The sequence below is a fragment of the Staphylococcus sp. LKG3-1 genome, assembly GCF_048568385.1.
GTDB lineage: Bacteria > Bacillota > Bacilli > Staphylococcales > Staphylococcaceae > Staphylococcus > Staphylococcus saprophyticus.
In genome coordinates, this window is the sequence record NZ_CP183796.1 from 1,785,331 (window position 1) to 1,808,606 (window position 23,276).

Annotated in this window: 20 protein-coding genes, 1 pseudogene and 1 riboswitch; of the genes and pseudogenes, 9 read left to right on the plus strand and 12 right to left on the minus strand. The window is 34.5% G+C overall.

What is annotated here, in order from left to right:
* Positions 1–266: 266 nt before the first annotated feature.
* Together ACM595_RS08895 and ACM595_RS08900 are read left to right on the plus strand one after the other, a co-directional pair.
* On the plus strand, positions 267–1,148 hold the full coding sequence (locus ACM595_RS08895) for an ABC transporter ATP-binding protein (protein WP_069822076.1): 882 nt from the start codon (positions 267–269) through the stop codon (positions 1,146–1,148).
* 4 nt (positions 1,149–1,152) lie between these two features.
* Positions 1,153–1,905 (plus strand): amino acid transporter, encoded by a 753-nt coding sequence (locus ACM595_RS08900; protein WP_041079883.1) that lies wholly within the window; start codon positions 1,153–1,155, stop codon positions 1,903–1,905.
* Between the two features lie 44 nt (positions 1,906–1,949).
* Here ACM595_RS08900 and ACM595_RS08905 read toward each other — a convergent pair whose 3' ends face one another.
* The 3 genes from ACM595_RS08905 to ACM595_RS08915 form a co-directional block, all read right to left on the minus strand.
* On the minus strand, positions 1,950–10,739 hold the full coding sequence (locus ACM595_RS08905) for an SdrD B-like domain-containing protein (RefSeq protein ID WP_419744268.1): 8,790 nt from the start codon (positions 10,737–10,739) through the stop codon (positions 1,950–1,952).
* A 382-nt stretch (positions 10,740–11,121) separates the two neighbouring features.
* Positions 11,122–12,216, minus strand: a complete 1,095-nt coding sequence (locus ACM595_RS08910; RefSeq protein WP_041080153.1) for an ABC transporter permease — start codon at positions 12,214–12,216, stop codon at positions 11,122–11,124.
* Positions 12,213–12,941: an ABC transporter ATP-binding protein gene (locus tag ACM595_RS08915; protein ID WP_041080155.1), complete on the minus strand. Its 729-nt coding sequence runs from the start codon at positions 12,939–12,941 to the stop codon at positions 12,213–12,215. The genes ACM595_RS08910 and ACM595_RS08915 overlap by 4 nt, the downstream gene beginning before the upstream one ends.
* A gap of 139 nt (positions 12,942–13,080) precedes the next feature.
* Here ACM595_RS08915 and ACM595_RS08920 point away from each other — a divergent pair, with 139 nt between their 5' ends.
* Positions 13,081–13,524 carry a TetR/AcrR family transcriptional regulator gene (locus tag ACM595_RS08920; RefSeq protein WP_419744269.1) on the plus strand — a complete coding sequence of 148 codons (444 nt, stop codon included), beginning with the start codon at positions 13,081–13,083 and terminating at the stop codon, positions 13,522–13,524.
* 5 nt (positions 13,525–13,529) lie between these two features.
* Positions 13,530–13,646 carry a TetR-like C-terminal domain-containing protein gene (locus ACM595_RS08925; protein WP_419744270.1) on the plus strand — a complete coding sequence of 39 codons (117 nt, stop codon included), beginning with the start codon at positions 13,530–13,532 and terminating at the stop codon, positions 13,644–13,646.
* A gap of 66 nt (positions 13,647–13,712) precedes the next feature.
* Here the strand turns inward: ACM595_RS08925 and isaB are convergent, their stop codons facing one another.
* Positions 13,713–14,213, minus strand: coding sequence for an immunodominant staphylococcal antigen IsaB family protein (gene isaB / locus ACM595_RS08930; RefSeq protein ID WP_069825942.1), 501 nt, complete (start codon positions 14,211–14,213; stop codon positions 13,713–13,715).
* A 274-nt stretch (positions 14,214–14,487) separates the two neighbouring features.
* On the opposite strand from isaB, the gene ACM595_RS08935 reads away from it, so the two are divergent.
* Positions 14,488–14,619 (plus strand): beta-class phenol-soluble modulin, encoded by a 132-nt coding sequence (locus ACM595_RS08935; RefSeq protein WP_002482076.1) that lies wholly within the window; start codon positions 14,488–14,490, stop codon positions 14,617–14,619.
* 69 nt (positions 14,620–14,688) lie between these two features.
* Here the strand turns inward: ACM595_RS08935 and ACM595_RS08940 are convergent, their stop codons facing one another.
* Positions 14,689–15,159 carry a peptide-methionine (S)-S-oxide reductase gene (locus ACM595_RS08940; protein WP_041080157.1) on the minus strand — a complete coding sequence of 157 codons (471 nt, stop codon included), beginning with the start codon at positions 15,157–15,159 and terminating at the stop codon, positions 14,689–14,691.
* 146 nt (positions 15,160–15,305) lie between these two features.
* Between ACM595_RS08940 and ACM595_RS08945 the strand changes: the two genes are divergently transcribed.
* Both ACM595_RS08945 and ACM595_RS08950 read left to right on the plus strand, forming a co-directional pair.
* The gene (locus ACM595_RS08945) at positions 15,306–15,527 is read left to right on the plus strand and encodes a hypothetical protein (RefSeq protein ID WP_002482074.1); all 222 of its coding nucleotides are present in this window, start codon (positions 15,306–15,308) and stop codon (positions 15,525–15,527) included.
* A gap of 288 nt (positions 15,528–15,815) precedes the next feature.
* Positions 15,816–16,766, plus strand: a complete 951-nt coding sequence (locus ACM595_RS08950) for a rhodanese-related sulfurtransferase (protein WP_002482073.1) — start codon at positions 15,816–15,818, stop codon at positions 16,764–16,766.
* Positions 16,767–16,812: 46 nt separating this feature from the next.
* Here the strand turns inward: ACM595_RS08950 and ACM595_RS08955 are convergent, their stop codons facing one another.
* The 7 genes and pseudogenes from ACM595_RS08955 to ACM595_RS08985 form a co-directional block, all read right to left on the minus strand.
* Complete coding sequence (locus tag ACM595_RS08955) at positions 16,813–16,947, minus strand: hypothetical protein (protein ID WP_256106355.1); 135 nt, start codon at positions 16,945–16,947, stop codon at positions 16,813–16,815.
* An 87-nt stretch (positions 16,948–17,034) separates the two neighbouring features.
* Positions 17,035–17,589 (minus strand): annotated as a pseudogene (locus tag ACM595_RS08960) (dihydrofolate reductase family protein).
* Between the two features lie 317 nt (positions 17,590–17,906).
* Positions 17,907–18,656, minus strand: a complete 750-nt coding sequence (locus ACM595_RS08965; RefSeq protein WP_069825943.1) for a transglycosylase family protein — start codon at positions 18,654–18,656, stop codon at positions 17,907–17,909.
* Positions 18,657–19,193: 537 nt separating this feature from the next.
* Complete coding sequence (locus ACM595_RS08970) at positions 19,194–19,910, minus strand: transglycosylase family protein (RefSeq protein WP_270915772.1); 717 nt, start codon at positions 19,908–19,910, stop codon at positions 19,194–19,196.
* Between the two features lie 493 nt (positions 19,911–20,403).
* Positions 20,404–20,871: a sensor histidine kinase gene (locus tag ACM595_RS08975; RefSeq protein ID WP_129334963.1), complete on the minus strand. Its 468-nt coding sequence runs from the start codon at positions 20,869–20,871 to the stop codon at positions 20,404–20,406.
* Positions 20,872–20,945: 74 nt separating this feature from the next.
* On the minus strand, positions 20,946–21,710 hold the full coding sequence (fadH, locus tag ACM595_RS08980; protein WP_002482062.1) for a 2,4-dienoyl-CoA reductase: 765 nt from the start codon (positions 21,708–21,710) through the stop codon (positions 20,946–20,948).
* 321 nt (positions 21,711–22,031) lie between these two features.
* On the minus strand, positions 22,032–22,151 hold the full coding sequence (locus tag ACM595_RS08985) for a DUF3955 domain-containing protein (RefSeq protein WP_107607432.1): 120 nt from the start codon (positions 22,149–22,151) through the stop codon (positions 22,032–22,034).
* 203 nt (positions 22,152–22,354) lie between these two features.
* Between ACM595_RS08985 and ACM595_RS08990 the strand changes: the two genes are divergently transcribed.
* Complete coding sequence (locus tag ACM595_RS08990; protein ID WP_002482061.1) at positions 22,355–22,822, plus strand: helix-turn-helix domain-containing protein; 468 nt, start codon at positions 22,355–22,357, stop codon at positions 22,820–22,822.
* 66 nt (positions 22,823–22,888) lie between these two features.
* Positions 22,889–23,002: riboswitch (SAM riboswitch) on the plus strand.
* Positions 23,003–23,072: 70 nt separating this feature from the next.
* The gene (locus ACM595_RS08995; protein ID WP_002482060.1) at positions 23,073–23,246 is read left to right on the plus strand and encodes a hypothetical protein; all 174 of its coding nucleotides are present in this window, start codon (positions 23,073–23,075) and stop codon (positions 23,244–23,246) included.
* The last annotated feature ends 30 nt before the right edge of the window (positions 23,247–23,276 follow it).

A 23,276-nucleotide genomic window follows, 5' to 3' on the forward strand; every position in this document is an offset into this window, starting at 1 on the left:
AATAGTACACCCCTTATACAGTTATCTATCATACTCTCCTTAAAAATCATTGTCAATTGCGATTTCAAAAATCTAGTAAATCCCTTTTTTTATAAACTAAAAATATATAAATTAAATTGTAAGTAGAATACATAAATTTTTAATAAAACAACTTATTTACTATATTGAACAAATTCATTTTCGTTGTTAAAATTAACTTATATAAGCGTAACATCAACAATTCATATAAATTTCATTAAAACTCTATTAGTTCAAAGGAGGACATTATGTTAAAAATAGATGACCTTTATAAACGTTTTAAAGAAGCCAATTTTAATGTTATTGACGGTGTTTCATTAACCATAAACCGTGGAGAAGTCGTAGGTGTAATTGGAAAAAACGGCGCAGGTAAAACAACATTTATGAAAATGATTGCTAAAACAAAACGACCTACTTCAGGTGCTATATTTTTAAATGACATAGATATTTTCCAACATCATAATATACTTAAAAATGTAGGTATCATGATTAATACGGTTCATTTCAAACACTTTTCAGCTAAAAAGAATTTAACTTATTATTTAAAAGTTAATCATAAAACGCAGTACTTAAAAAATATCGATAATATATTAGATCTCGTAGGTTTATCACATACATATGGCAAAAAGGTAAAAGATTTTTCTTTTGGTATGAAACAACGCTTATCACTAGCTATGTGTTTAGTTGATGAACCTGAAATAGCTATTATGGATGAACCTTTTGTTGGTCTGGATCCAGACGGTGTTAATACACTCATTCACTCGTTAAGAACTTGGGCTAGTAAAAAAGGAACCGCATTACTTATTTCTAGTCATCAATTAAATGAATTAGCAGAAGTCTGTGATCGCTTTGTTCTTTTAAAAGAAGGAAAACTCCAAAATATTGATTTCAATAAAGAACAATTGATAAAAATTGTAGTAAAAGAACAAATATATCCAGAACATCGTCAGGAACTTCTCAATTTGTTTTCTACAATAAAAGATATTGAGGAAAAAGCAGTTATCATGCAGTCAGGTTCTGAAGAATATAATGAAATCATAAATTATTTAGTTAAATACTACACTTTAGAAAACACGATTAATGAACAAGATAACTTATATCAATATTTCGATGGGTTCGAAAGGAAATGATGATATGTTAATTAAAAATATTTTCACTACAGTATCTTCGCGTAACTCTGCAATTATCTTTTATGCAATAGCACTTTATCCATTTTTATATTTAATCACACTTATACTACCTACCAATTTTATGCAAATTGGAGGAGAGACGAATTCACTCTCTGGTTTAGAATTTTATTATGGTATTTTACTTGCACAATCTCAATTTGCCGTACCATTGATTCTTATGACATATTTTGTCAGTTATTTATTTTTTGAAGAATATGAATCTGGTAGATTAATCTTTTATAAAGATATCAGCCGAATACGTCTATATAATTCAAAGTTAGTCGCCTTATTCTCTATGTATATAATATATTATGTAATATTATTTGTGTCTTCTGAAATTTTGTATTTTACGTATATACATCAATATGATTATGCTTCCGGTGCTTTCTTATCGAATGTTCAAGAAACTAATTACAGTACAATATTATGTATCGTCGGTATTTTTTGCATTACTTTAATTGCAATATGCTTTTCAGTCATGTTATCTATGAAATTGTCTACTGGATTTAATATTTTAAGCGTTATTGTTTTACTTATGTTTATGGTTATTGCACCAATGATTCATGGACTCAAATATTTATTTCCAAATGGTTATGATCATGCGATTACGCCTTCAGACTTACTAACAAAACTAGGTTTAATGATATTAACAACTCTATTGTACTCAGTCATTTGCTACTTAGTAGGTTTGAAAATGTTCAAAAAATTAGAATATTAATATAAGAGCCTGCACTTTCTATTTTTGAAAGTGCAGGCTCTTTTTTATTTATCTTGAATTTCATTATTTCTACGTCTTCTAAGGAGTATGATTCCTCCAAGCGCAGTAAGTAATGGTATCAACCCATTATGTTTATCTTCATTACCTGTATCTGGTAATTTATCTTTCTCTTTTTCATAGTTTCCATCATTATTTAGGTGTCTATTTAATGATTCGTATTCACTTATTGACTCACTGGCACCCAACGATTCGCTTTCACTTATTGATTCACTTGTACTAAGTGACTCGGATTCACTTAAAGACTCGCTGGCACTTAATGATTCGCTTTCGCTTATTGACTCTAACTCACTCAACGATTCACTTGCACTTAAAGATTCGCTCTCACTTAATGATTCACTTGTGCTCAATGATTCACTCTCACTTAATGATTCGCTATCGCTCAATGACTCACTCTCACTTAATGACTCACTGGCACTCAATGATTCACTCTCACTTAATGACTCTGACTCACTTAATGATTCGCTATCGCTCAACGATTCGGACTCGCTTAATGACTCACTCGTACTTAACGACTCGCTTGCGCTTAGTGATTCACTCTCACTTAGTGACTCGCTTTCGCTCAATGATTCACTGGCACTCAACGATTCGCTTTCACTTATTGATTCGCTTTCGCTTAATGACTCACTCGTACTTAACGATTCACTCTCACTTAATGACTCAGACTCGCTTAATGATTCGCTATCGCTCAACGATTCACTGGTACTCAATAATCCACTTTTACTTAACGACTCACTCTCACTCAATGACTCGCTGGCACTCAATGATTCACTCTCACTCAATGACTCGCTGGCACTCAATGATTCACTCTCGCTTAACGACTCACTCTCGCTTAACGATTCGCTTTCACTTATTGACTCGCTATCGCTCAATGATTCAGATTCACTTATTGATTCACTTGTACTAAGTGACTCGGATTCACTTAAAGACTCGCTGGCACTTAATGATTCACTTTCACTTAATGACTCACTCTCGCTTAATGATTCGCTATCGCTCAACGATTCGGACCCGCTTTCGCTCAATGATTCACTGGCACTCAACGACTCGCTTTCACTCAATGATTCGCTGGCACTTAACGACTCACTTTCACTTAACGATTCACTCTCGCTTAATGATTCACTCGTGCTTAATGATTCGCTATCGCTCGATGATTCACTGGCACTCAACGATTCACTCGTACTCAATGATTCACTTTCACTTAACGACTCACTCGTGCTTAATGATTCGCTTGTGCTTAATGACTCACTTTCACTTAACGATTCGCTCTCACTCAAGGACTCGCTTGTACTTAATGACTCTGACTCACTCAACGATTCGCTGGCACTCAATGATTCACTCTCACTCAATGACTCGCTTTCACTCAATGATTCGCTGGCACTTAGTGATTCGCTCGTACTCAATGATTCACTCGTACTTAATGACTCACTGGCACTCAATGACTCGCTTTCACTCAATGATTCGCTGGCACTTAAAGACTCACTTGTGCTTAATGATTCACTCTCACTTAATGACTCACTTGCGCTTAATGATTCGCTTTCACTTATTGATTCACTAGCACTTAACGACTCAGATTCGCTCAATGACTCACTCGTACTTAATGATTCACTCTCACTCAATGATTCGCTATCGCTTAATGACTCGCTCTCACTCAGTGATTCACTTTCACTTATTGACTCGCTATCGCTCAATGATTCAGACTCACTTATTGATTCACTGGCACTTAATGATTCACTCTCGCTCAATGACTCACTCTCACTTAGTGATTCACTTTCACTCAACGACTCACTTGCGCTTAACGATTCACTAGCACTTATTGACTCACTTGCACTTAATGACTCAGATTCGCTTAATGACTCACTCTCACTCAATGATTCGCTATCGCTCAACGATTCGGACTCGCTTAATGACTCACTCTCACTCAATGACTCACTTTCACTTAGTGATTCACTTTCGCTCAATGATTCACTCTCACTTATTGATTCACTAGCACTCAATGATTCGCTATCGCTTAATAATTCACTTTCGCTTAATGACTCACTCTCACTCAATGATTCGCTATCGCTTAGTGATTCGCTGGCACTCAATGATTCGCTTTCACTTATTGACTCGCTATCGCTCAATGATTCAGACTCACTTATTGACTCACTCGCGCTTAATGATTCGCTATCGCTTAATAATTCACTTTCACTCAATGACTCGCTTTCACTCAACGATTCACTTGTGCTTAACGATTCACTGGCACTCAATGATTCACTCTCGCTTAATGACTCACTTTCACTTAACGATTCACGCTCACTCAATGACTCGCTCTCACTTAAAGACTCGCTGGCACTTAATGATTCGCTTTCGCTTATTGACTCTAACTCACTCAACGATTCACTTGCACTTAAAGATTCGCTCTCACTTAATGATTCACTTGTGCTCAATGATTCACTCTCACTTAATGATTCGCTATCGCTCAACGATTCGGACCCGCTTTCGCTCAATGATTCACTGGCACTCAACGACTCGCTTTCACTCAATGATTCGCTGGCACTTAACGACTCACTTTCACTTAACGATTCACTCGTGCTTAATGATTCGCTATCGCTCAATGATTCACTGGCACTCAACGATTCACTCGTACTCAATGATTCACTTTCACTTAACGACTCACTCGTGCTTAATGATTCGCTTGTGCTTAATGACTCACTTTCACTTAACGATTCGCTCTCACTCAAGGACTCGCTTGTACTTAATGACTCACTCTCACTCAATGATTCGCTATCGCTCAACGATTCGGACTCGCTTAATGACTCACTCTCACTCAATGACTCACTTTCACTTAGTGATTCACTTTCGCTCAATGATTCACTCTCACTTATTGATTCACTAGCACTCAATGATTCGCTATCGCTTAATGACTCACTTTCACTTAACGATTCACTCTCACTCAATGACTCGCTCTCACTCAATGACTCGCTGGCACTCAACGATTCGCTGGCACTCAACGATTCACTCGTACTTAATGACTCGCTCTCACTTAATGACTCACTTGCACTCAATGATTCGCTATCGCTTATTGATTCACTGGCACTCAATGACTCGCTTTCACTTAGTGATTCACTCTCACTTAATGACTCACTGGCACTTAATGATTCACTTTCGCTTAACGACTCACTGGCACTTAATGATTCACTTTCGCTTAACGACTCACTCTCACTTAATGATTCGCTATCACTTATTGATTCGCTTTCGCTTAATGACTCGGACTCACTCAACGATTCGCTCTCGCTTAATGACTCGCTCTCACTCAGTGATTCACTTTCGCTCAATGACTCACTTGCACTTAATGACTCACTCGTACTTAATGATTCACTCGTACTTAATGATTCACTCTCACTTAATGACCCACTCGTACTTAACGATTCACTCTCACTTAATGACTCAGACTCGCTTAATGATTCGCTATCGCTCAACGATTCGCTCTCGCTTAACGATTCACTCTGTCTTAATGATTCGCTTGTGCTCAATGATTCGCTTGTGCTCAATGATTCGCTCTCGCTCAATGATTCACTGGTACTCAATGATTCACTTTCACTTAACGACTCACTCGCGCTTAATGATTCAGATTCACTTAACGACTCACTCGTACTCAGTGATTCGCTTTCACTCAATGATTCGCTCTCACTTAACGACTCGCTCTCACTTAACGACTCACTGGTACTTAATGATTCGCTCTCACTTAACGATTCGGATTCGCTTAATGATTCAGATTCACTTAGCGATTCGGATTCGCTCAATGACTCACTTGCGCTTAACGATTCACTAGCACTTATTGACTCACTTGCACTTAACGACTCACTTTCACTTAACGATTCGCTTGCGCTTATTGATTCACTGGCACTTAATGATTCACTCTCGCTCAATGATTCACTGACACTTATTGATTCACTCTCGCTCAATGACTCACTCTCACTTAACGATTCACTTGCGCTCAACGATTCAGATCCACTTAACGACTCAGATTCGCTTAATGACTCACTGGCACTTAACGACTCACTTGCACTTAACGATTCGCTTGCGCTTATTGATTCACTGGCACTTAATGATTCACTCTCGCTCAATGACTCACTCTCACTTAGTGATTCACTTTCACTCAACGACTCACTTGCGCTTAATGACTCACTTGCGCTTAATGACTCGCTTTCGCTCAATGATTCACTCTCACTTAATGACTCACTCTCACTCAATGATTCGCTATCACTTATTGATTCACTGGCACTCAATGACTCACTTGCACTCAATGACTCACTGGCACTTAATGACTCACTCTCACTTAATGACTCACTCTCACTTAGTGACTCACTTTCGCTTAACGACTCACTTAATGACTCGCTCGCGCTTATTGATTCGGACTCACTTAATGACTCACTGGCACTCAATGATTCGCTTAAACTCAACGATTCGCTATCGCTTAACGATTCACTCTGTCTTAATGATTCGCTTGTGCTCAATGATTCGCTTGTGCTCAATGATTCACTTGTGCTCAATGATTCACTTTCACTTAACGACTCACTCGCGCTTAATGATTCAGATTCACTTAACGACTCACTCGTACTCAGTGATTCGCTTTCACTCAACGATTCGCTCTCACTCAGTAATTCACTTTCGCTCAATGATTCACTCTCACTTAGAGATTCACTGGTACTTAACGACTCAGATTCGCTTAATGACTCACTTGAACTTAACGACTCACTTTCACTTAACGATTCGCTTGTGCTCAATGATTCGCTCTCACTTATTGATTCACTGGCACTTAACGACTCAGATTCGCTCAATGACTCACTCGTACTTAATGATTCACTCTCACTTAACGATTCGCTTTCACTTAGTGATTCACTTTCACTCAACGACTCACTTGCGCTTAATGACTCGCTTTCGCTCAATGATTCACTGCCGCTCAATGATTCACTCTCACTTAATGACTCACTGGCACTCAATGATTCACTTTCGCTTAACGACTCACTGGCACTTAACGACTCGCTCTCACTCAAGGATTCACTTGCGCTCAATGATTCGGACTCACTTAGAGATTCACTGGTACTTAACGACTCAGATTCGCTTAATGACTCACTGGCACTTAACGATTCGCTTGCGCTTAGTGATTCGCTTTCACTTAACGATTCGGACTCGCTCAATGACTCACTCTCACTTAACGATTCACTCGCACTTATTGACTCACTATTGCTCAACGATTCGCTGGCACTTAACGACTCACTTTCACTTAACGACTCACTCGTGCTTAATGATTCGCTTGTGCTTAATGACTCACTTTCACTTAACGACTCACTCGTGCTTAATGATTCGCTTGTGCTTAATGACTCACTTTCACTTAACGATTCACTCGCACTTATTGACTCGCTTTCACTTAACGACTCGCTCTCACTTAATGACTCGCTCTCACTTAATGATTCGCTTTCGCTTAATGACTCACTCTCACTTAACAATTCACTCGCACTTATTGACTCACTTTCTCTTAATGACTCGCTGGCACTTAATGACTCGCTTTCACTTAACGACTCACTCGTACTCAATGATTCGCTTTCGCTTAACGACTCACTCTCACTTAACGATTCACTTGCGCTCAACGATTCAGATCCACTTAACGACTCACTCGTACTTAACGATTCACTCGTACTTAATGACTCGCTCTCACTCAACGATTCGCTCTCGCTTAACGACTCACTCTCACTCAATGACTCACTTTCACTTAACGACTCACTCGTGCTTAATGATTCGCTTGTGCTTAATGACTCACTTTCACTTAACGATTCACTAGCACTTATTGACTCACTTGCACTTAACGACTCACTGGCACTTAATGACTCACTCGCACTTAATGACTCGCTGGTACTCAATGATTCGCTCTCACTTAACGATTCACTCTGTCTTAACGACTCACTCGTACTCAGTGATTCGCTTTCACTCAATGACTCACTCGTACTTAACGATTCAGATTCGCTTAATGACTCACTCTCACTTAATGACTCTGACTCGCTTAATGATTCGCTTTCACTTAATGATTCGCTCTCACTTAATGACTCACTGGCACTCAATGACTCGCTCTCGCTTAATGACTCGCTTGTACTTAAGGATTCACTCTCACTTAACGATTCACTCTCACTCAATGACTCACTAGCACTCAATGATAGTGATTGGCTTAATGATTCACTTGTGCTTAAGGATAGTGACTGACTTGTTGATTCGCTTTCACTTAGCGATAGTGAATGGCTCAAACTCAATGATTGTGAAGTGCTTAGCGACTCAGATAAGCTTAGTGATTCCGAAGTTGTGTCAGAAACTAAACCAGCATCTATCGTCATATTGTCAGCATCTTTAATAGTAACGTGTGCAATGTATCTTCCATTCTCAAAAACTACATCTGAATCTTTGTCATCTACAGTGTTGTTCGCTTGTGTAGGAATATATCCTTCTGGCATTACGAATTCCACAAGATAATTACCCTTTGTTAAATTATCAAAATTGTAGTGTCCTGTTATATCAGTAGTCGTTGTGGCTAAACGTATACCAGTTGGGTCAAGTAAATTCACAGTAATGCCAGCTGCAGTTGCGTTCGAATCATTCTGAACACCGTCATTATTCTTATCAAACCATACATAACCACCGAATCCACCGAATCCAGCAAGTTCTGCTCTGACAAACTGAATGCTACTTGCGTGTGCTCGTGTGTCTCTTTGGTTTTTATTATTAGTAAATGTGTATTCTGATTTTAATACACCAATCCCCGAAAAATCAGGTAGCGTGTTTGGTTTACTTCTTATTATATAACCAAGTGTTCCAATATCCCCCAGGTCTACAGTTGCTGATCCATCACTATTTATAATGATTTTAGGATTTCTAACTTGCGTTAAGTTTGCATAATCTGGTGTGAAACTATCTCTGAATTGTGAGTTATTTAATACTTTATAAACCTCAATCTCATCAGGAGATGTAAATTTGAATCCTTGGCCACTTAACCTAACTTTTGATCCTGTATTAAATGCTCTATTTTGATTTATATAAGTTGTAAATTCAGCAAAGTCCTTCGTCAAATAATTTATATCTGAAATAACTGGTCTCGTTCTATTACCATAATTGAATATGACATTTTGAGTATAATCCTCTCCAGCAACTGTAATGCCTACTGGGACACTCTGTTCATCAGTAGTAACTAATTCTTTAAATGGCCAACTTAATAAACTAAAAGATCCTCTCACATTATTATAAATATCCACATAATTTGTGAAGGTATATTTCGCAGTATTCGTTGCACTATCATATGATCCAATAGCGATTGTTCTCCCATTAGCATCATGTATGTTATTTACTCGATACGGTTTTCTTGATGTACCTGGATGTATATATTTACCGAAATCAACTGTAAAATAATCTCCTTCAACCACGGAGTCATCTACCGTATAGTCAATCTTAATTTTCAACTTACCATCCATAGTCATAAATACTTGATTGATTTGCTTACCGCCACCTAGTATTTCATATGAAGTGTTTGCAAAGACTAAATGGTTAACATTTCTACCACTCTGATTAGCTGCATAATTAACTACATTCGTTGCTCTTGTATTTGCAGATCTAAATTTACTTGTAGATGGTTTAGCTAAAGTTTTTTCAATATTCGTAGTATTCGTTTCAATACTTAAACTTTCGTTATTTGTTTCCTCACGCTTTGAAGCAGGCACATTGGCTTGTACTTTATCTTTATCCATTTGATTAGCTAGTTCAATTAATAATAATGCGATTAATTGATCTGAATTTTGTTTAGTAAAATCAATGTTTAATTTTTCAATAGCTTTTTTTGCATCACTAGCTGTAGCATTCGTATGTGTTTGGTAATAATTTTCTAATAGAGATTGCTTTTCTGTGTTATTTTTAGCATTATCTAATTGCTTTAAAGAGTGATTTACTGAGTTTATTAAATTTGAGCGGGTTGCATTATCTTCAGTTTTTTCAATAGAGGTACTACTTGAAGTGTTAACTTTATCATCTTTATTAACATTTTCATTTTTAGACTCTAAATTTGTTTCTTTGTTATTTTTATAGACGTTATCTTCTACTTTATTTTCGATACGGTGATTATGGCTTTCTAATTCATTTTTCTTTTTGCCGTTATCTTTTTCATCTTTATATGTATCTTTCTCTTTTTCTAAATCTAAGCTGCCTTCATCATTTTTTTCAGTTGTATTTTCTTTGTTTGCTTCTTCTACAGCTTTACTTTCTTCGGTTGTGCTTTCTTCGGTTGTGCTTTCTTCAGTTTTTCTGTCTTCTATTGACTCTTCTTCTGTTGATACTTCTTTACTTTCTTCTTTTACATGATTTTCAGTAGCATTTTGATTCAAATGAGTTTCATGATGATTTGACGTATCTTGCTCATTTATAGGCTTTTGGTCATACTCACTAGATTTATCGTGGATTGGTATCTCACTATGATTAGAATAGTTAGCCTCGTCATTATCATTAATTATGTTTGTTCTTTCTTCATCATGTTGTACTGAATTGGACTTGTTTGATTCGCTTTTGTAATTATTATCAGTCTGTCCATATACTTCTGATGTTGGTTGCTGTTCCGCTGCATCCGCTTCTTTATCAATTACTGCACCTAACAATATCGTTGATCCAATTAATACTGAAGCGATACCATTTGTAAATTTACGTATAGAATATTTATTTAATCGATTAGGCAAGAAATCAAATCGATGTCTTTTCTTGTTTTTGTTCATATGTTCCTCCTAATTTACTAACCTAAATTTCTAGTTGATTTTTATTGTACTTTATGTTCTTTTAGCACAATACATTTCTTATTTTACCTAATAGTACAAAATAATTCCATAATATTTTATAATTACACAAGAATATTATGCTTTAGTTTATTAAAATCAATGGAAAACCAATAACCCACAATCGCTTTCACACTGAATTTAATTGTATATGTATCATTTCTGTGAATTTTATTTCTTACCGTCAATAAATTTAATTTTGTCCCGTTTTCAAAAATTTTTGCTATAGAAAAAGCTTCTTTTTAAGTTATCACCCTAAAGTGTGTACTTAAAAAGAAGCTTTAATTGAATATAATTTAATAAATTTACCTTTTTATCGTTTCTTCTAAACTTTTCTATAACGCTTAAGACCTACAATATTAAGCACTGTAAATACGAAAATAAATACGAACAGAATACCAATATCGAACCAAATAAATTCGAACCCTTGGCTTTTGATCATAATATTGGTCAATGCATCCCCAGCATAGCGTAATGGAAACAAATAGCCTATCACACTGACCCAATCAGCAATATTTTCAAGAGGAATAATACCTGAAAAGAAAACTTGTGGTATTGCTACAATTGGAATAAATTGGATCATTTGGAATTCTGAATTTGCAAATGTTGATACGAAGATTCCCATCGCTAAAGCAGCTAATGCAATTAAAATATTGATTAATAGTACCCACCAAATACTACCTGCCACTTCAATGTTTAATATGAGAATCGCATAAAATACAATCAGTAGTGTTTGGAGAATTGCAAACAATCCATAGCCAGCTAAATAACCAAATACGATTTCACTACGTTTAACGGATGTAGCTAATAAGCGCTCTAATGTTCCATTTGTACGTTCTCGTAATAATCCAATGCCTGATATTAAAAACACAAATAAAAATACGAAGAAACCAATTAATATCGGAAACATTTTATCAAAATAAGTGCTATCTTCATCTCCATATAAATAATGATTATCTAATTTAACATTTTCATCTTGTTGTGCATTTTTTTGTTTCATATTATTCGGTATTTTTTCAACGATTTTCATCATATCTTGCATCTTATTTTGTTGTATCGCGCTACCAAGTAATTGTTTTGTTGAACCTGTTTTACTAGGATCTTCATTTGCATATGTGACCTCTAAATTAGAACCATTTTTCGTAATGTAACTATCTAATTTAGAATTTACGATTGTATCTTTTATAGAATCAGGCGATTTGATTTTTTCTATTTCTACTTTGTCTGAAGGTAATGCATTCACAATTTTTTGGGGCACATTGTCATCGATGCCTATTTTTAAATCAGTTTCTGAATTTGTATCGAATACAAAATATAATAATGTTAATACTAGGATTGGTGCAAATAACATGAGCGCCAAAGTTCTTTTGTCTCTTAATAATTCTTTAATCACTCTTATGAACACTGCTTTGAATCTCATGATTGCACCTCCGCTTCAGCTTTAATAAATACTTCTTCTATAGAATCTACGCCAAATTTATCTTTTAGTTCTTGTGGCGTACCCATAGTAAATAATCGTCCTTCTACAATTAAACCTATATAATCACAGCGCTCAGCTTCCCCCATAACATGCGTAGTCACAATAACTGATTTTCCTTTTTTAGTTAAATGTTTTAACTGCTTCCATATATCTCTTCTTAGACTTGGATCTATGCCTACTGTAGGTTCATCTAAAATAATAAGGTTTGGATTCGCAAGTAATGTAATAGCTAATGATAATCTACGTTTCATCCCACCAGAAAAAGTATTAACAATTTTGTTTAATTCTCCTTCTAAATTCACAAGTTTCATATTAGTCGCTATAGCTTGCTTTAATTTCTCTCCTTTTAAGCCGATTAAATTACCAAAAAAGACTAAATTTTCATGTGCAGTTAGTGATTCATATAATGCATCACTTTGGCCCATATAACCGATTTCATTTAAAATTTTACGATCTGGTATTTCAGTATCAAAAATTTGAGCATGACCTTCATCTAATTTCTCCATACCCATGAGACATTTAATCGTAGTTGTTTTGCCAGAACCACTTGGCCCGATAAGTCCTAATATTTTTCCAGATGATAACTCTATATCGGTATGATCTAAAACTTTCTTCTTACCATAATATTTCGTTGCATTTGTCAATTTGGCTACAAGTTCAGACATATAAGCCCTCCTTATTAGACACAGTGTCAATTATCGTTCATAATGCGATTATATACCTCTACTTTGCAAAAGCAATGGAAAAATAACCGTTAATGAACATAATAAAATATATGTCTATTAATATTTGGAGTGAGTTTGATTGAATGAAGAAATGATGACAGATTCGCGTATATTAAAAACAAAAAGAAATACCAGAAAGGCATTAATAACGCTGTTGAAGCATAAAAAGTATGATGATATTTCAGTTAAAGATATATGTGAAGTAGCTGGCATTAGTCGAGGCACTTTCTATTTACATTACAAAGACAAGTTTGATTTAGTGGAACAATATCAATTTGAAATTACAAAAGAAGGCAGCAAAAGAGTTCAAAGTTTATTACAAAGTGAACGTCATTTGTTGTATTATCATATAATTAACTTTTGGAATAATGAAGCCGAGCTTTTATTGTTGCTCATTTCGAATAATGGATCACCTGACGTTCAAAATCAACTAAAAAAAACATTACAATATAATGCGGAAAAGAATGTTTTCCCATACACAAAAAATCCCATTTTAGTGAAAAAGAACGACACTATTTTGTAGTTTTCTTGAGTAATGCTATATTTGGTATTATTCAAGAATGGGTCAATAATGGTCAACAAGAAACCCCAGAAGAACTATCTGCCATTATCCATAAAATTATACCTGATTCTTTATTAGGTTAATAAAACATATAATAAAAGCACAATGCCATTATAAGTAGCATTGTGCTTTTTTGAATCGTCTATTATTTATTCATTTTCTGAATTAATTTGTACATCTTTCACATAACCATCTTCAACAATAAATTGAACTATGTTATCTCCCATATGATATCTATAATCAAATCCTTGAGCACTTTCAAATGGCTTTTCAATAGGTTGACCATATTGCTCAATTAAAGCTTCCTTCGATACTGCACCCTTCTTCACTTCAAAATCTACCATTGAAGCTGTTTGCTCCCCTGTCTTTGCAATGATTTGATCATATATATCAATCATCGAACTCTCTTGTTGTTCGTTTCCAGTAATATTATAACCGTTAATCACGAAGTTATTATTTTTTACGTCTTCAATAAATGATGGCTCCAATATAAAGTCATTTGCGTCAGTAGTATAACCATTTACTTGATAATCAATATTTTCTGATCCGTGTGCAATAAAAGTTGAGTTTGATGTCACGCTACTCGTTGTGCCAACCATTGCGCTCAGTGCTAATCCAGTTGCTAATGTTACCTTAACCAATTGATTCATACTCAATCACCTCCTAAATTTTATATAGCCCAATCAATTACAATATTGCATATTCTTCCAGACATTTCCACACAACATTTAAATCTTTACAAAAATTTAAAATTTTTATTTATTTATAAAAATTCCTATAAAAAAAACTATTATTACACTTAGGTATAAAAAATAGTGAGTTAGGCATTTTTACAAAATTAATTAACAAAAAGATATATATTGTGTTTAACAAATTAAAGCGCAAGTTTTAATTTAAATTTTTCAAAATAAAGAAGTGTCTCACATGACAGGAATCGTAGAAGCGATTGGTAATGCAGTAAACGCAGGATTAGCACACGACTGGGCAACAATAGGCGTTAGTATCGCAGATGTTTTAGCTAAAGGTGTAGACTTTGTTTTAGGTTTCTTTAAATAAATCACACACAAAACCCCTTTTCTAAAATTCTTACTTATGTAGGAATCATTTTGAAAAGGGGGTTGTTTTTTATTTATACTTATAAACAAGTTCTTTAGGTAAGTGACAATAATCATCTGGAAATCTTGATAAGCGATCCTGGTTTTCTTCTGCACTTCTTACATAATTCGTTAGTGGTAATACTTCAGTAGCAATAAGGTGATGGTCCTCAATACCATCTATGAATTGTTGAGCCTCTTTTAAATGTTTCTCATCTTCGCTGTATAATCCAGTTCTATATCTTAAGCCCACATCTTGACCTTGTTTATTCACACTATATGGGTCAATAATTTCAAATAAATAACCCATCAAATCTGTTACTGATACTTTTTGTGGGTCGAATTCTGTTTTAATTACTTCCACGTAACCATCATATTCACCGTCTAACGTATCCGTAATACCGTTAGCTCTTCCACCTTCAGTATTGATAACGCCGGGTAACGTTTTTACAAATGCTTGTACGCCCCATAAACATCCACCTGCTAAATATACTGTTTCCATTGCAATCCGCTCCTCATGATATTCATTATCATTTGAGTATAGTAATTTACCGTTACTTTTTCAATCACTTCTATTTAATTCAGCATCACACAATATGATTGACTGTTTTTAAAAAGGGAAAATAAATTTATATAAGGAGGAATTCTATGCCTAAAGTAGAAGAAAGAATGTTAGAAGATATTGAAAATAAAGAAACAAGATCTGAAAGTAATTTGAGTTCAGAAAAAGAAATGCAACAAAATGCTTTTGAGAGACTCGGCAAAGATGTCGTTATTATCGAAACATTATCTATCATGAACATTATTTTCGCCATCAGCACAATCAGCTTAATTGGTGCATTAATATTTACAAATAAAAAGAAATCATAATAGATATTAACTTGCTCTCTTCAAGATTTACTTGTAGAGAGCATTTTTTATTACATTAATCAAAAATCTTTACTTAATATAATAAAAATAATGAAGATACTTAAATTAATAAATTGAATAATATCCCTTTTTTGTTATAATGTAATAATGATAATTTTATGCTTTCGCTCAAAAAATAAATAAACCTTATTAAATTGAAGATACTCACATACTTTATATTAGCGAAAAAATGATACCAACATTTTATATAAATTTATAAGAAACAAGAAATAAAAGGAGATTAGTATTATGGATTATAGAGTATTATTATATTACAAATATACAACAATCGATGACCCTGAATTATTTGCAACTGAGCATTTAGCATTTTGTAAAGACTTAGAACTTAAAGGTCGTATCCTCGTATCTACTGAAGGTATTAATGGGACAGTTTCTGGTACAGTCGAAGCTACCGATAAATATATGGAAGCATTAAAAAACGATGCTAGATTCCAAGGGATTACTTTTAAAGTGGATGAAGCCGAAGGACACGCTTTCAAAAAAATGCATGTTCGCCCTAGACAAGAAATCGTTGCTCTAGACCTTGAAGATGATGTAAACCCTAGAGAACTTACTGGTAACTATTTGTCACCAAAAGAATTTAGAGAAGCATTATTATCAGATGATACTGTTGTGATTGATGCTAGAAACGATTATGAATACGATTTAGGCCACTTCCGTGGTGCAGTTCGTCCTGATATCACAAGATTCAGAGATTTACCTGACTGGATTAAAGAAAATAAAGAGCAATTTATGGATAAAAAAATTGTAACGTATTGTACTGGTGGTATTCGTTGTGAAAAATTCTCTGGTTACTTACTAAAAGAAGGCTTTGAAGATGTGAGTCAACTTGAAGGCGGCATTGCTACTTACGGTAAAGACCCTGAAACAAAAGGTGAATTCTGGGACGGAAAAATGTACGTATTCGATGAACGTATCAGTGTAGAAGTGAATCATGTAGATAAAACTGTAGTAGGAAAAGAATGGTTCGATGGTACGCCTTGTGAACGTTATATCAATTGTAGTAACCCTGAATGTAACAAACAAATCCTTGTATCAGAAGAAAACGAAGCGCGTTATTTAGGCGCTTGCTCACATGAGTGTGCAAAACACGAAAATAACCGTTATGTAAAAAAACATAACATTAGCGATGAAGAAAAAGCGAAACGCTTAGAAAATTTTAAAGAATTAGTTAAATAACTATAAAAGAACCGCTGCTATATTGAATAGCAACGGTTCTTTTTATTTAATGGAATATATTCAAATCTTTCAATGTATTTTTCAGATTGATTTCATCCCATGGCATGTACTCTGCTACAGTAAAGCCTACAATATCATTATTTTCTGAAATGCCTTTTAGTATGTCATTTAAATGCGACAAGGACATTTGTCCAGCTGCTGCTGGGAACGATTCAATATATTGGTTAACGATTTACTCTCTTTTCATTTAATTTAAAACTTGATAATTTCATCCTAATGCACCGGATTCAAATGTCTCGCTCTTTATTAGTTTGAGATCAACTTTATCATGAATATTTTAAAATAACGGTAATCCTTTACCTATTAAAGTAGGCGATATTGTTATTTTATATTCATCCACTAAATTAAGTTGCATTAAATAATGTGCAAATCTTGGACTGCCTAACACGACAATATCTCCGCCTTCTTGCTGTTTTAATTTATTAATTTCTTCTTCAACATGATCTTTCACCAATTTTGAGTTACTCCATTCTACATGATTCAATGCTTTTGAAAATACAACTTTTTCAACATTTTCAATCCATTGAGCATGATTCAATTCGTGCTCATTTGCATTTTCATCAGATGGTACCGTCGGCCAGTAATCATACATCATTTCATATGTCTTACGTCCCCAAACAATCGTATCTGTATTACTCAGTACATCATCCGCAAATTTTTCCAATTCTTCATTATAGGCAACCCAACCGATGTCCATTGCACCTTTAGGACCCTCTACAAAACCATCTAGCGTACTATGCAAAAATACTATAAGTTTTCTCATATTCATCATCACTCCCTAATTTGAATTATTATAGCTAAATGTAACCAAGTATTACCACATCATTACCCATTTGCATATTTAATCATTCAAAGATATGCCATTAAAAACATTAAAGTAAAATCCAAGCTGCTTAGTACTATTGTCATCTTATTTCTTACTCAATTGAATGAACAAATTCAAAAATCCATATCCTACCTAAAAATTAAAACCAACAATTAACTATACAAAAAACCCGACTTCTTTATTAAGAAGCCGGGACCAAATTTATCATGTTAATTTAATTTTTATACTTTATTTTTAAAATTATGACTTACAGTTTATGCAGTAACCCATTGTGAAGCGCCTTCTGTATCATAAAGTTTTTGCGCTGCAGCATCTTGTACTGATTCTGGTGCTGAAGCAGCTGGTTGACCTTGATACTCAGCTGGAGCTACTGAATCCCATGTACTTTGTAAGAATTGGAACTTACCAGAAGCACCTGATGATGGATTTGTAGCATGGATGTCGCCACCTGATTCACGTTGCGCGATTTGTTGTAAGTGCGCATTAACACCTGATGATGAACTTTCTGAAGCTTCACTTGAACTTGATTCGTTTGAACTAGATTCATTTGAGCTTGATGCAGATTGTGTTGTTGCCTCTTGTTGTGGTTGTTGTGTTGCTTCAGTTTGTGGTGCAGCTTCTTGTGCTGGTTGTTCAGTTGAAGCTTGCTCAGTTTGTTGTGGTTGTTCTACTTGTTGTGGTTGCTCAGCAGTTTGTTGTGAACTATTGTCTGTAGCTTGTTCTGATGAAGCATTAGATCCTTCGCCTGAACCTTCACCATAGCTCCAGCTAAAGTTTTCACCATCTGATTGGAAACTATAATCTGTATTATTATAGTTAAAGTTGATATTATAAGCACCATCTTGAATAGGCGCCGCGTTTAATGATTCTGGATTTGATTGCGCTTGTTGTGCTAATTGTGCTTTGTCAACGCCTTGTTCTGAAGCCTCTGCTGAATTTCCTGCTGCGATTCCTGTTACGCCAAGTCCTACTGCTAATGTTGATGCAATTACTGTTTTTTTCATTATTAATAATCCTCCTAAGAGATTGTTTGTATTTTTAAAATTTAATAAATTAGCTTGTAATTTCAACCGTCAATAAATAAGTTTACTTTTTACAACTAATTTGTATTTCCTACTATAACACCTATAAAAAGCTTGTAGGTTACAGTGAAGTTAAAAAAACAAGCTCTTTTTTACATCCTAATTACGTTATATATTACACTCAAATCAGGAATTTCTACCTAAAAATCCTTTCATGTACACCTTGTAGTGTATTTATACACTTTTGTGGATGTAATCGCTTTGTAATTAGTGTGAAAAAAGATGTCTATTTGCACTCCAGAAAACATTAACATTGCTTACTATATATATTTAAAAACATTCAAATTAACTACTTTACTAAATGCGTTTTAAACAGCACATTTGCGTTTTGCGCAACAAAATTTATCTCAAAAGAATTCTATTGACTGACCAACCTGATATACTTATAAATAAAAAAGCTGAGACATATATGTCTCAGCTTTAAATATTTATCTTAAATTCATTACTACACTTAATTTTTTATGCAGTAACCCATTGTGAAGCGCCTTCTGTATCATAAAGTTTTTGCGCTGCTGCGTCTTGTACTGCTTCAGGTGCTTCTGTTGGTGATACACCTTGATATTCAGATGGTGCTACTGAATCCCATGTGCTTTGTAAGAATTGATATTTACCTGCTGCACCTGATGATGGGTTAACAGCTTTAAGGTCGCCGCCTGATTCACGTTGCGCGATTGCTTGTAAATGAGAGTTAACATTTACTGATGAACCTTCTGAAGCTTCACTTGAACTAGACTCATTTGAAGTTGATTCATTTGAGCTTGAAGTAGTTTGTGTAGTTGCTTCTTGTTGTGGTTGTTGTGTTTCTTCAGTTTGTGGTGCAGCTTCTTGTGCTGGTTGTTCAGTTGAAGCTTGCTCAGTTTGTTGTGGTTGTTCAACTTGTTGTGGTTGCTCAGCAGTTTCTTGTGCTGGTGCATTAGTTGAACCTTGTCCATAGCTCCAAGTCCAATATTGACCATCTGATTGGAAACTATAGTCAGTATTATTATAGTTAAAGTTAATGTCGTAAGCACCGTCTTGAACTGGTGCTGCATTTAATGATTCTGAATTAGTTTGAGCTTGTTGTGCTAATTGTGCTTTGTCAACGCCTTGTTCTGAAGCGTCTGCTGAATTTCCTGCTGCGATTCCTGTTACGCCAAGTCCTACTGCTAATGTTGATGCTACTACTGTTTTTTTCATTATTAATAATCCTCCCAGAAGATAATTTTTAGATTTTATTATTTTTAAGATTTAATGTTGAATTTCAATTACCTTAAATAGATAATTTACTTTTTCAACTGACTCACAAATAACACTATAACATCCATACATAGCATGTAGGTTACAACGAAATTAAAATACCCCCTTACTTTTTTACATCCTAATGACACGCGCCATAGGATTTTATATACCATAAACACCCACTCAAAACTGTCATGAAAGTCATGAGTTACTTAATTAAGCCATAAAACCTTGTAATATTTATGTAATTTTTGCGACAACTATACATGTTTTTCAATGGTTAATAAAGAAATCTCGCCTTATAAAAATAAAAGATATGTTGTTATTACACCTCAACATATCTTTTATTAATTAACTACTATTGTATTAGTACATTTTAGTTCAAAGGAAAACTCAGCGTCATCGTTGTACCTTTTTTAAATACACTATCCACACTAATAGACCCACCTATTTATTCAACTAAGTTTGCTGCAATATATAATCCCAGCCCTGAACCACCTGTTGCTTGATTTCTTGAATTCTCCACTCTATATGTTCTATTAAAGATATAATTCAAATGCGTTTCTTTTATACCAATGCCCTCATCTTTTACTGAAATGGCTAACATACCTTGATTTTTCTCATAAACGTCAATTGTAATGGTTGTGTGCGCGTTTGAGAATTTAAGTGCATTATCTATAAAATTAGTAATAATACGCTCTAATGCATTTTGATCTTGAACAAAAGGTTGAATATTTTGAGGTATATGAACCTTAAATACTCTATTTTCTGTGGCTATAAACTGCTGGTATGATTCTAATATTGGCATTAACAACTGATCTATATTCAATTTAGTCTTGTGGCGTTGTCTATTTAAAGCAATCCAAGTAAACTCATAAAATGAGATTGTCATGATTCCAATTCTAAAGCGATTAGACACCCTTTAGACATCAGTCAGTCTTCTCTCTACATACATTGCACACCGATTATCTTTATTAAAGTTTTTATAATACTTTAAAATGGATTTTGATTCAGCCATTGTCCACCATCCATTGTCATACATGCACCATTAATATAACTCGCATCCTCTGACATTAAGAATTTTGCCAAACCTGCGATTTCTTCAGGTTGACCCATCCTTCCAAGTGGGACACTATCCAGCGTTTGTTGTTTTGCTTCTTCTGATAAACTTAGCTTTCCCGATCCACCTGTATTATCGATTGGCCCTGGGGCAATTGCATTGACATTAATGCCATATTTAGATCCCCATTCAACAGCCAGTGTTCGAGTCATTGATAACACGCCTGCTTTTGCACTTGCAGAATGTATCACACCTATACCAGCTCTCCATGCATAAGTCGCAACCATATTAATAATACGTCCACGTTGACCATTTTTAATCCATTCTTTTCCTACAGCTTGTGTACAGTGCCATGTCCCATTAAGGACAATATCAATGACAGAATGCCATCCATTATATGATAAATCTTCAGCTGCACATAGAAAGTTACCTGCTGCATTATTAACCAAACCATCTATTTTGCCAAACGTTTCAACCGTTTTATCCACTGTATATTGCACTCTTTCAGGATCTCGCACATCCATATCTATGCAAAGAATTTGTCCTTCATATTGTTCTATTTCTTCTTTTGCCGCTTCTAACCGTTCCAATGAGCGACCCGTTATAACCACTTTTGCACCCGCTTCAGCAAATTTTTGCGCCATTGCTTTGCCCATGCCACTACTTCCACCAGTCACCATCATCACTTTACCATTCATGTGCATTCTCCTTTTAAAAACGATTTATACTAAAGCGTCTAAATATTTTTAGTAAGCGCTTACAATTAGTATAACAAATATCGTGCAAATTTATAATAATTCATCTGTTTTAAATGTATTTACCATATAAAATCCCTACGTTTTGAACCATAAGCTCAAAAAATAGGCTGTAACATTAAACATGCCTCAGCCTATTTCCTATTTCAAACCACTCTATTTATGAATCTTATCTTCAAAATAGTGACATAAATAACCACCTATTGCAAAAAACATGAGTAAACCTCTAATAATGACAAATGAAAATCCAGATTCTACTAAATACTAAGGCTCTTTCAATATGCCATTTTCATTTACATAACTTGGAATTAAAAGAAAACTAATCCCTAACGATGCACCTAAAACAATACTTATAATACTTGCAAAAAATAACTTTTTATTCATAAACTTATTATGCCTCCTAAATTTTTAAATTTACTTGATGTCATCTATTATTGAATAAGCTTATTTTATTTAAAAGAAAGCATTGCTAGCATTTTAAAATATGCGCGCTAGGTGAACTTGCGGAGCATGTAAAGTATCACTAGCGTTCGCTTAACCACACTTTTTATAAACAAAATACGATTTAAAAGGAGCACATTTAACATATGAATTTTGGCACTCAAATTAAAATGATTCGAAAAGAAAATCAACTGACCCAAGAACAATTTGCCAATCAATTAAATATTTCACGACAAACTGTATCTGCAAGGGAGAATAATCGTTACTTACCGGATATTGAAATGATAGTAGAAATTGCCAAAACCTTTAATTTATCTCTAGATGATTTAATCTTAGGTAATACTGTGGTAAAGGATAAATTAGTTAATGATACGAAGTTTGTGAAACGCATTCGCTTAAGTATATTAAGTATGATATTTATCTTAATTGCTATAGTATCCGCATTGCTTTTCACAAGTTCACCTTCACATGTCTCTCAAGATGGTGTGTTACAAGAACCCTGGTTTCTAGTTATTCTCGCATTTTTCTCATTATTAACAGGTTTAATCATTGGTATGGTCAATTTAGTATTAATATTCATCAATTACTATAAATACGCACGCCGAAGAAAATAGTGTATTGTATGACTTTGTTTGTCATTTTACATTCATTTGCTATAATGATGTTTAAATAAAATAGTTCTCTTATTAAGAGTGAGTGGAGGGACTTGGCCCTATGAAACTCCAGCAACAGCAGTCATATGCGATGTGCTAAATCCAACAACTCAGTATGACGATTGAGTTGAAAGATGGGAAGTTGTGTGGAAGCTCTTCTTATCTAAGAAGGGCTATTTTATTTATAAAAATTAAAAAGGCGGTTATTTTTATGAGATCTCTACACACACTATTTAAACAATTAGAAAAATGGGAACAGTATCAACCTAAAAACATGGCGAGTAATATGAATAAAATGCAACATATTCAAGACATTAAAAAGCAAATTTGGAGACGTATTGATATAAATGATTATAAACAAGTGATACTAGAGAAAAATAAATAAAAAAATGGTTACCAATACCTTTATATCTCC

Bases quoted from the DNA above. Each gene is read 5' to 3' on its own strand.
- ACM595_RS08895 (WP_069822076.1), top strand. From the start codon at position 267: ATGTTAAAAATAGATGACCTTTATAAACGTTTTAAAGAAGCCAATTTT.
- ACM595_RS08900 (WP_041079883.1), top strand. From the start codon at position 1,153: ATGTTAATTAAAAATATTTTCACTACAGTATCTTCGCGTAACTCTGCA.
- ACM595_RS08905 (WP_419744268.1), bottom strand. From the start codon at position 10,739: ATGAACAAAAACAAGAAAAGACATCGATTTGATTTCTTGCCTAATCGA.
- ACM595_RS08910 (WP_041080153.1), bottom strand. From the start codon at position 12,216: ATGAGATTCAAAGCAGTGTTCATAAGAGTGATTAAAGAATTATTAAGA.
- ACM595_RS08915 (WP_041080155.1), bottom strand. From the start codon at position 12,941: ATGTCTGAACTTGTAGCCAAATTGACAAATGCAACGAAATATTATGGT.
- isaB (WP_069825942.1), bottom strand. From the start codon at position 14,213: ATGAATCAATTGGTTAAGGTAACATTAGCAACTGGATTAGCACTGAGC.
- ACM595_RS08935 (WP_002482076.1), top strand. From the start codon at position 14,488: ATGACAGGAATCGTAGAAGCGATTGGTAATGCAGTAAACGCAGGATTA.
- ACM595_RS08940 (WP_041080157.1), bottom strand. From the start codon at position 15,159: ATGGAAACAGTATATTTAGCAGGTGGATGTTTATGGGGCGTACAAGCA.
- ACM595_RS08945 (WP_002482074.1), top strand. From the start codon at position 15,306: ATGCCTAAAGTAGAAGAAAGAATGTTAGAAGATATTGAAAATAAAGAA.
- ACM595_RS08950 (WP_002482073.1), top strand. From the start codon at position 15,816: ATGGATTATAGAGTATTATTATATTACAAATATACAACAATCGATGAC.
- ACM595_RS08965 (WP_069825943.1), bottom strand. From the start codon at position 18,656: ATGAAAAAAACAGTAATTGCATCAACATTAGCAGTAGGACTTGGCGTA.
- ACM595_RS08970 (WP_270915772.1), bottom strand. From the start codon at position 19,910: ATGAAAAAAACAGTAGTAGCATCAACATTAGCAGTAGGACTTGGCGTA.
- fadH (WP_002482062.1), bottom strand. From the start codon at position 21,710: ATGAATGGTAAAGTGATGATGGTGACTGGTGGAAGTAGTGGCATGGGC.
- ACM595_RS08985 (WP_107607432.1), bottom strand. From the start codon at position 22,151: ATGAATAAAAAGTTATTTTTTGCAAGTATTATAAGTATTGTTTTAGGT.
- ACM595_RS08990 (WP_002482061.1), top strand. From the start codon at position 22,355: ATGAATTTTGGCACTCAAATTAAAATGATTCGAAAAGAAAATCAACTG.
- ACM595_RS08995 (WP_002482060.1), top strand. From the start codon at position 23,073: ATGAGATCTCTACACACACTATTTAAACAATTAGAAAAATGGGAACAG.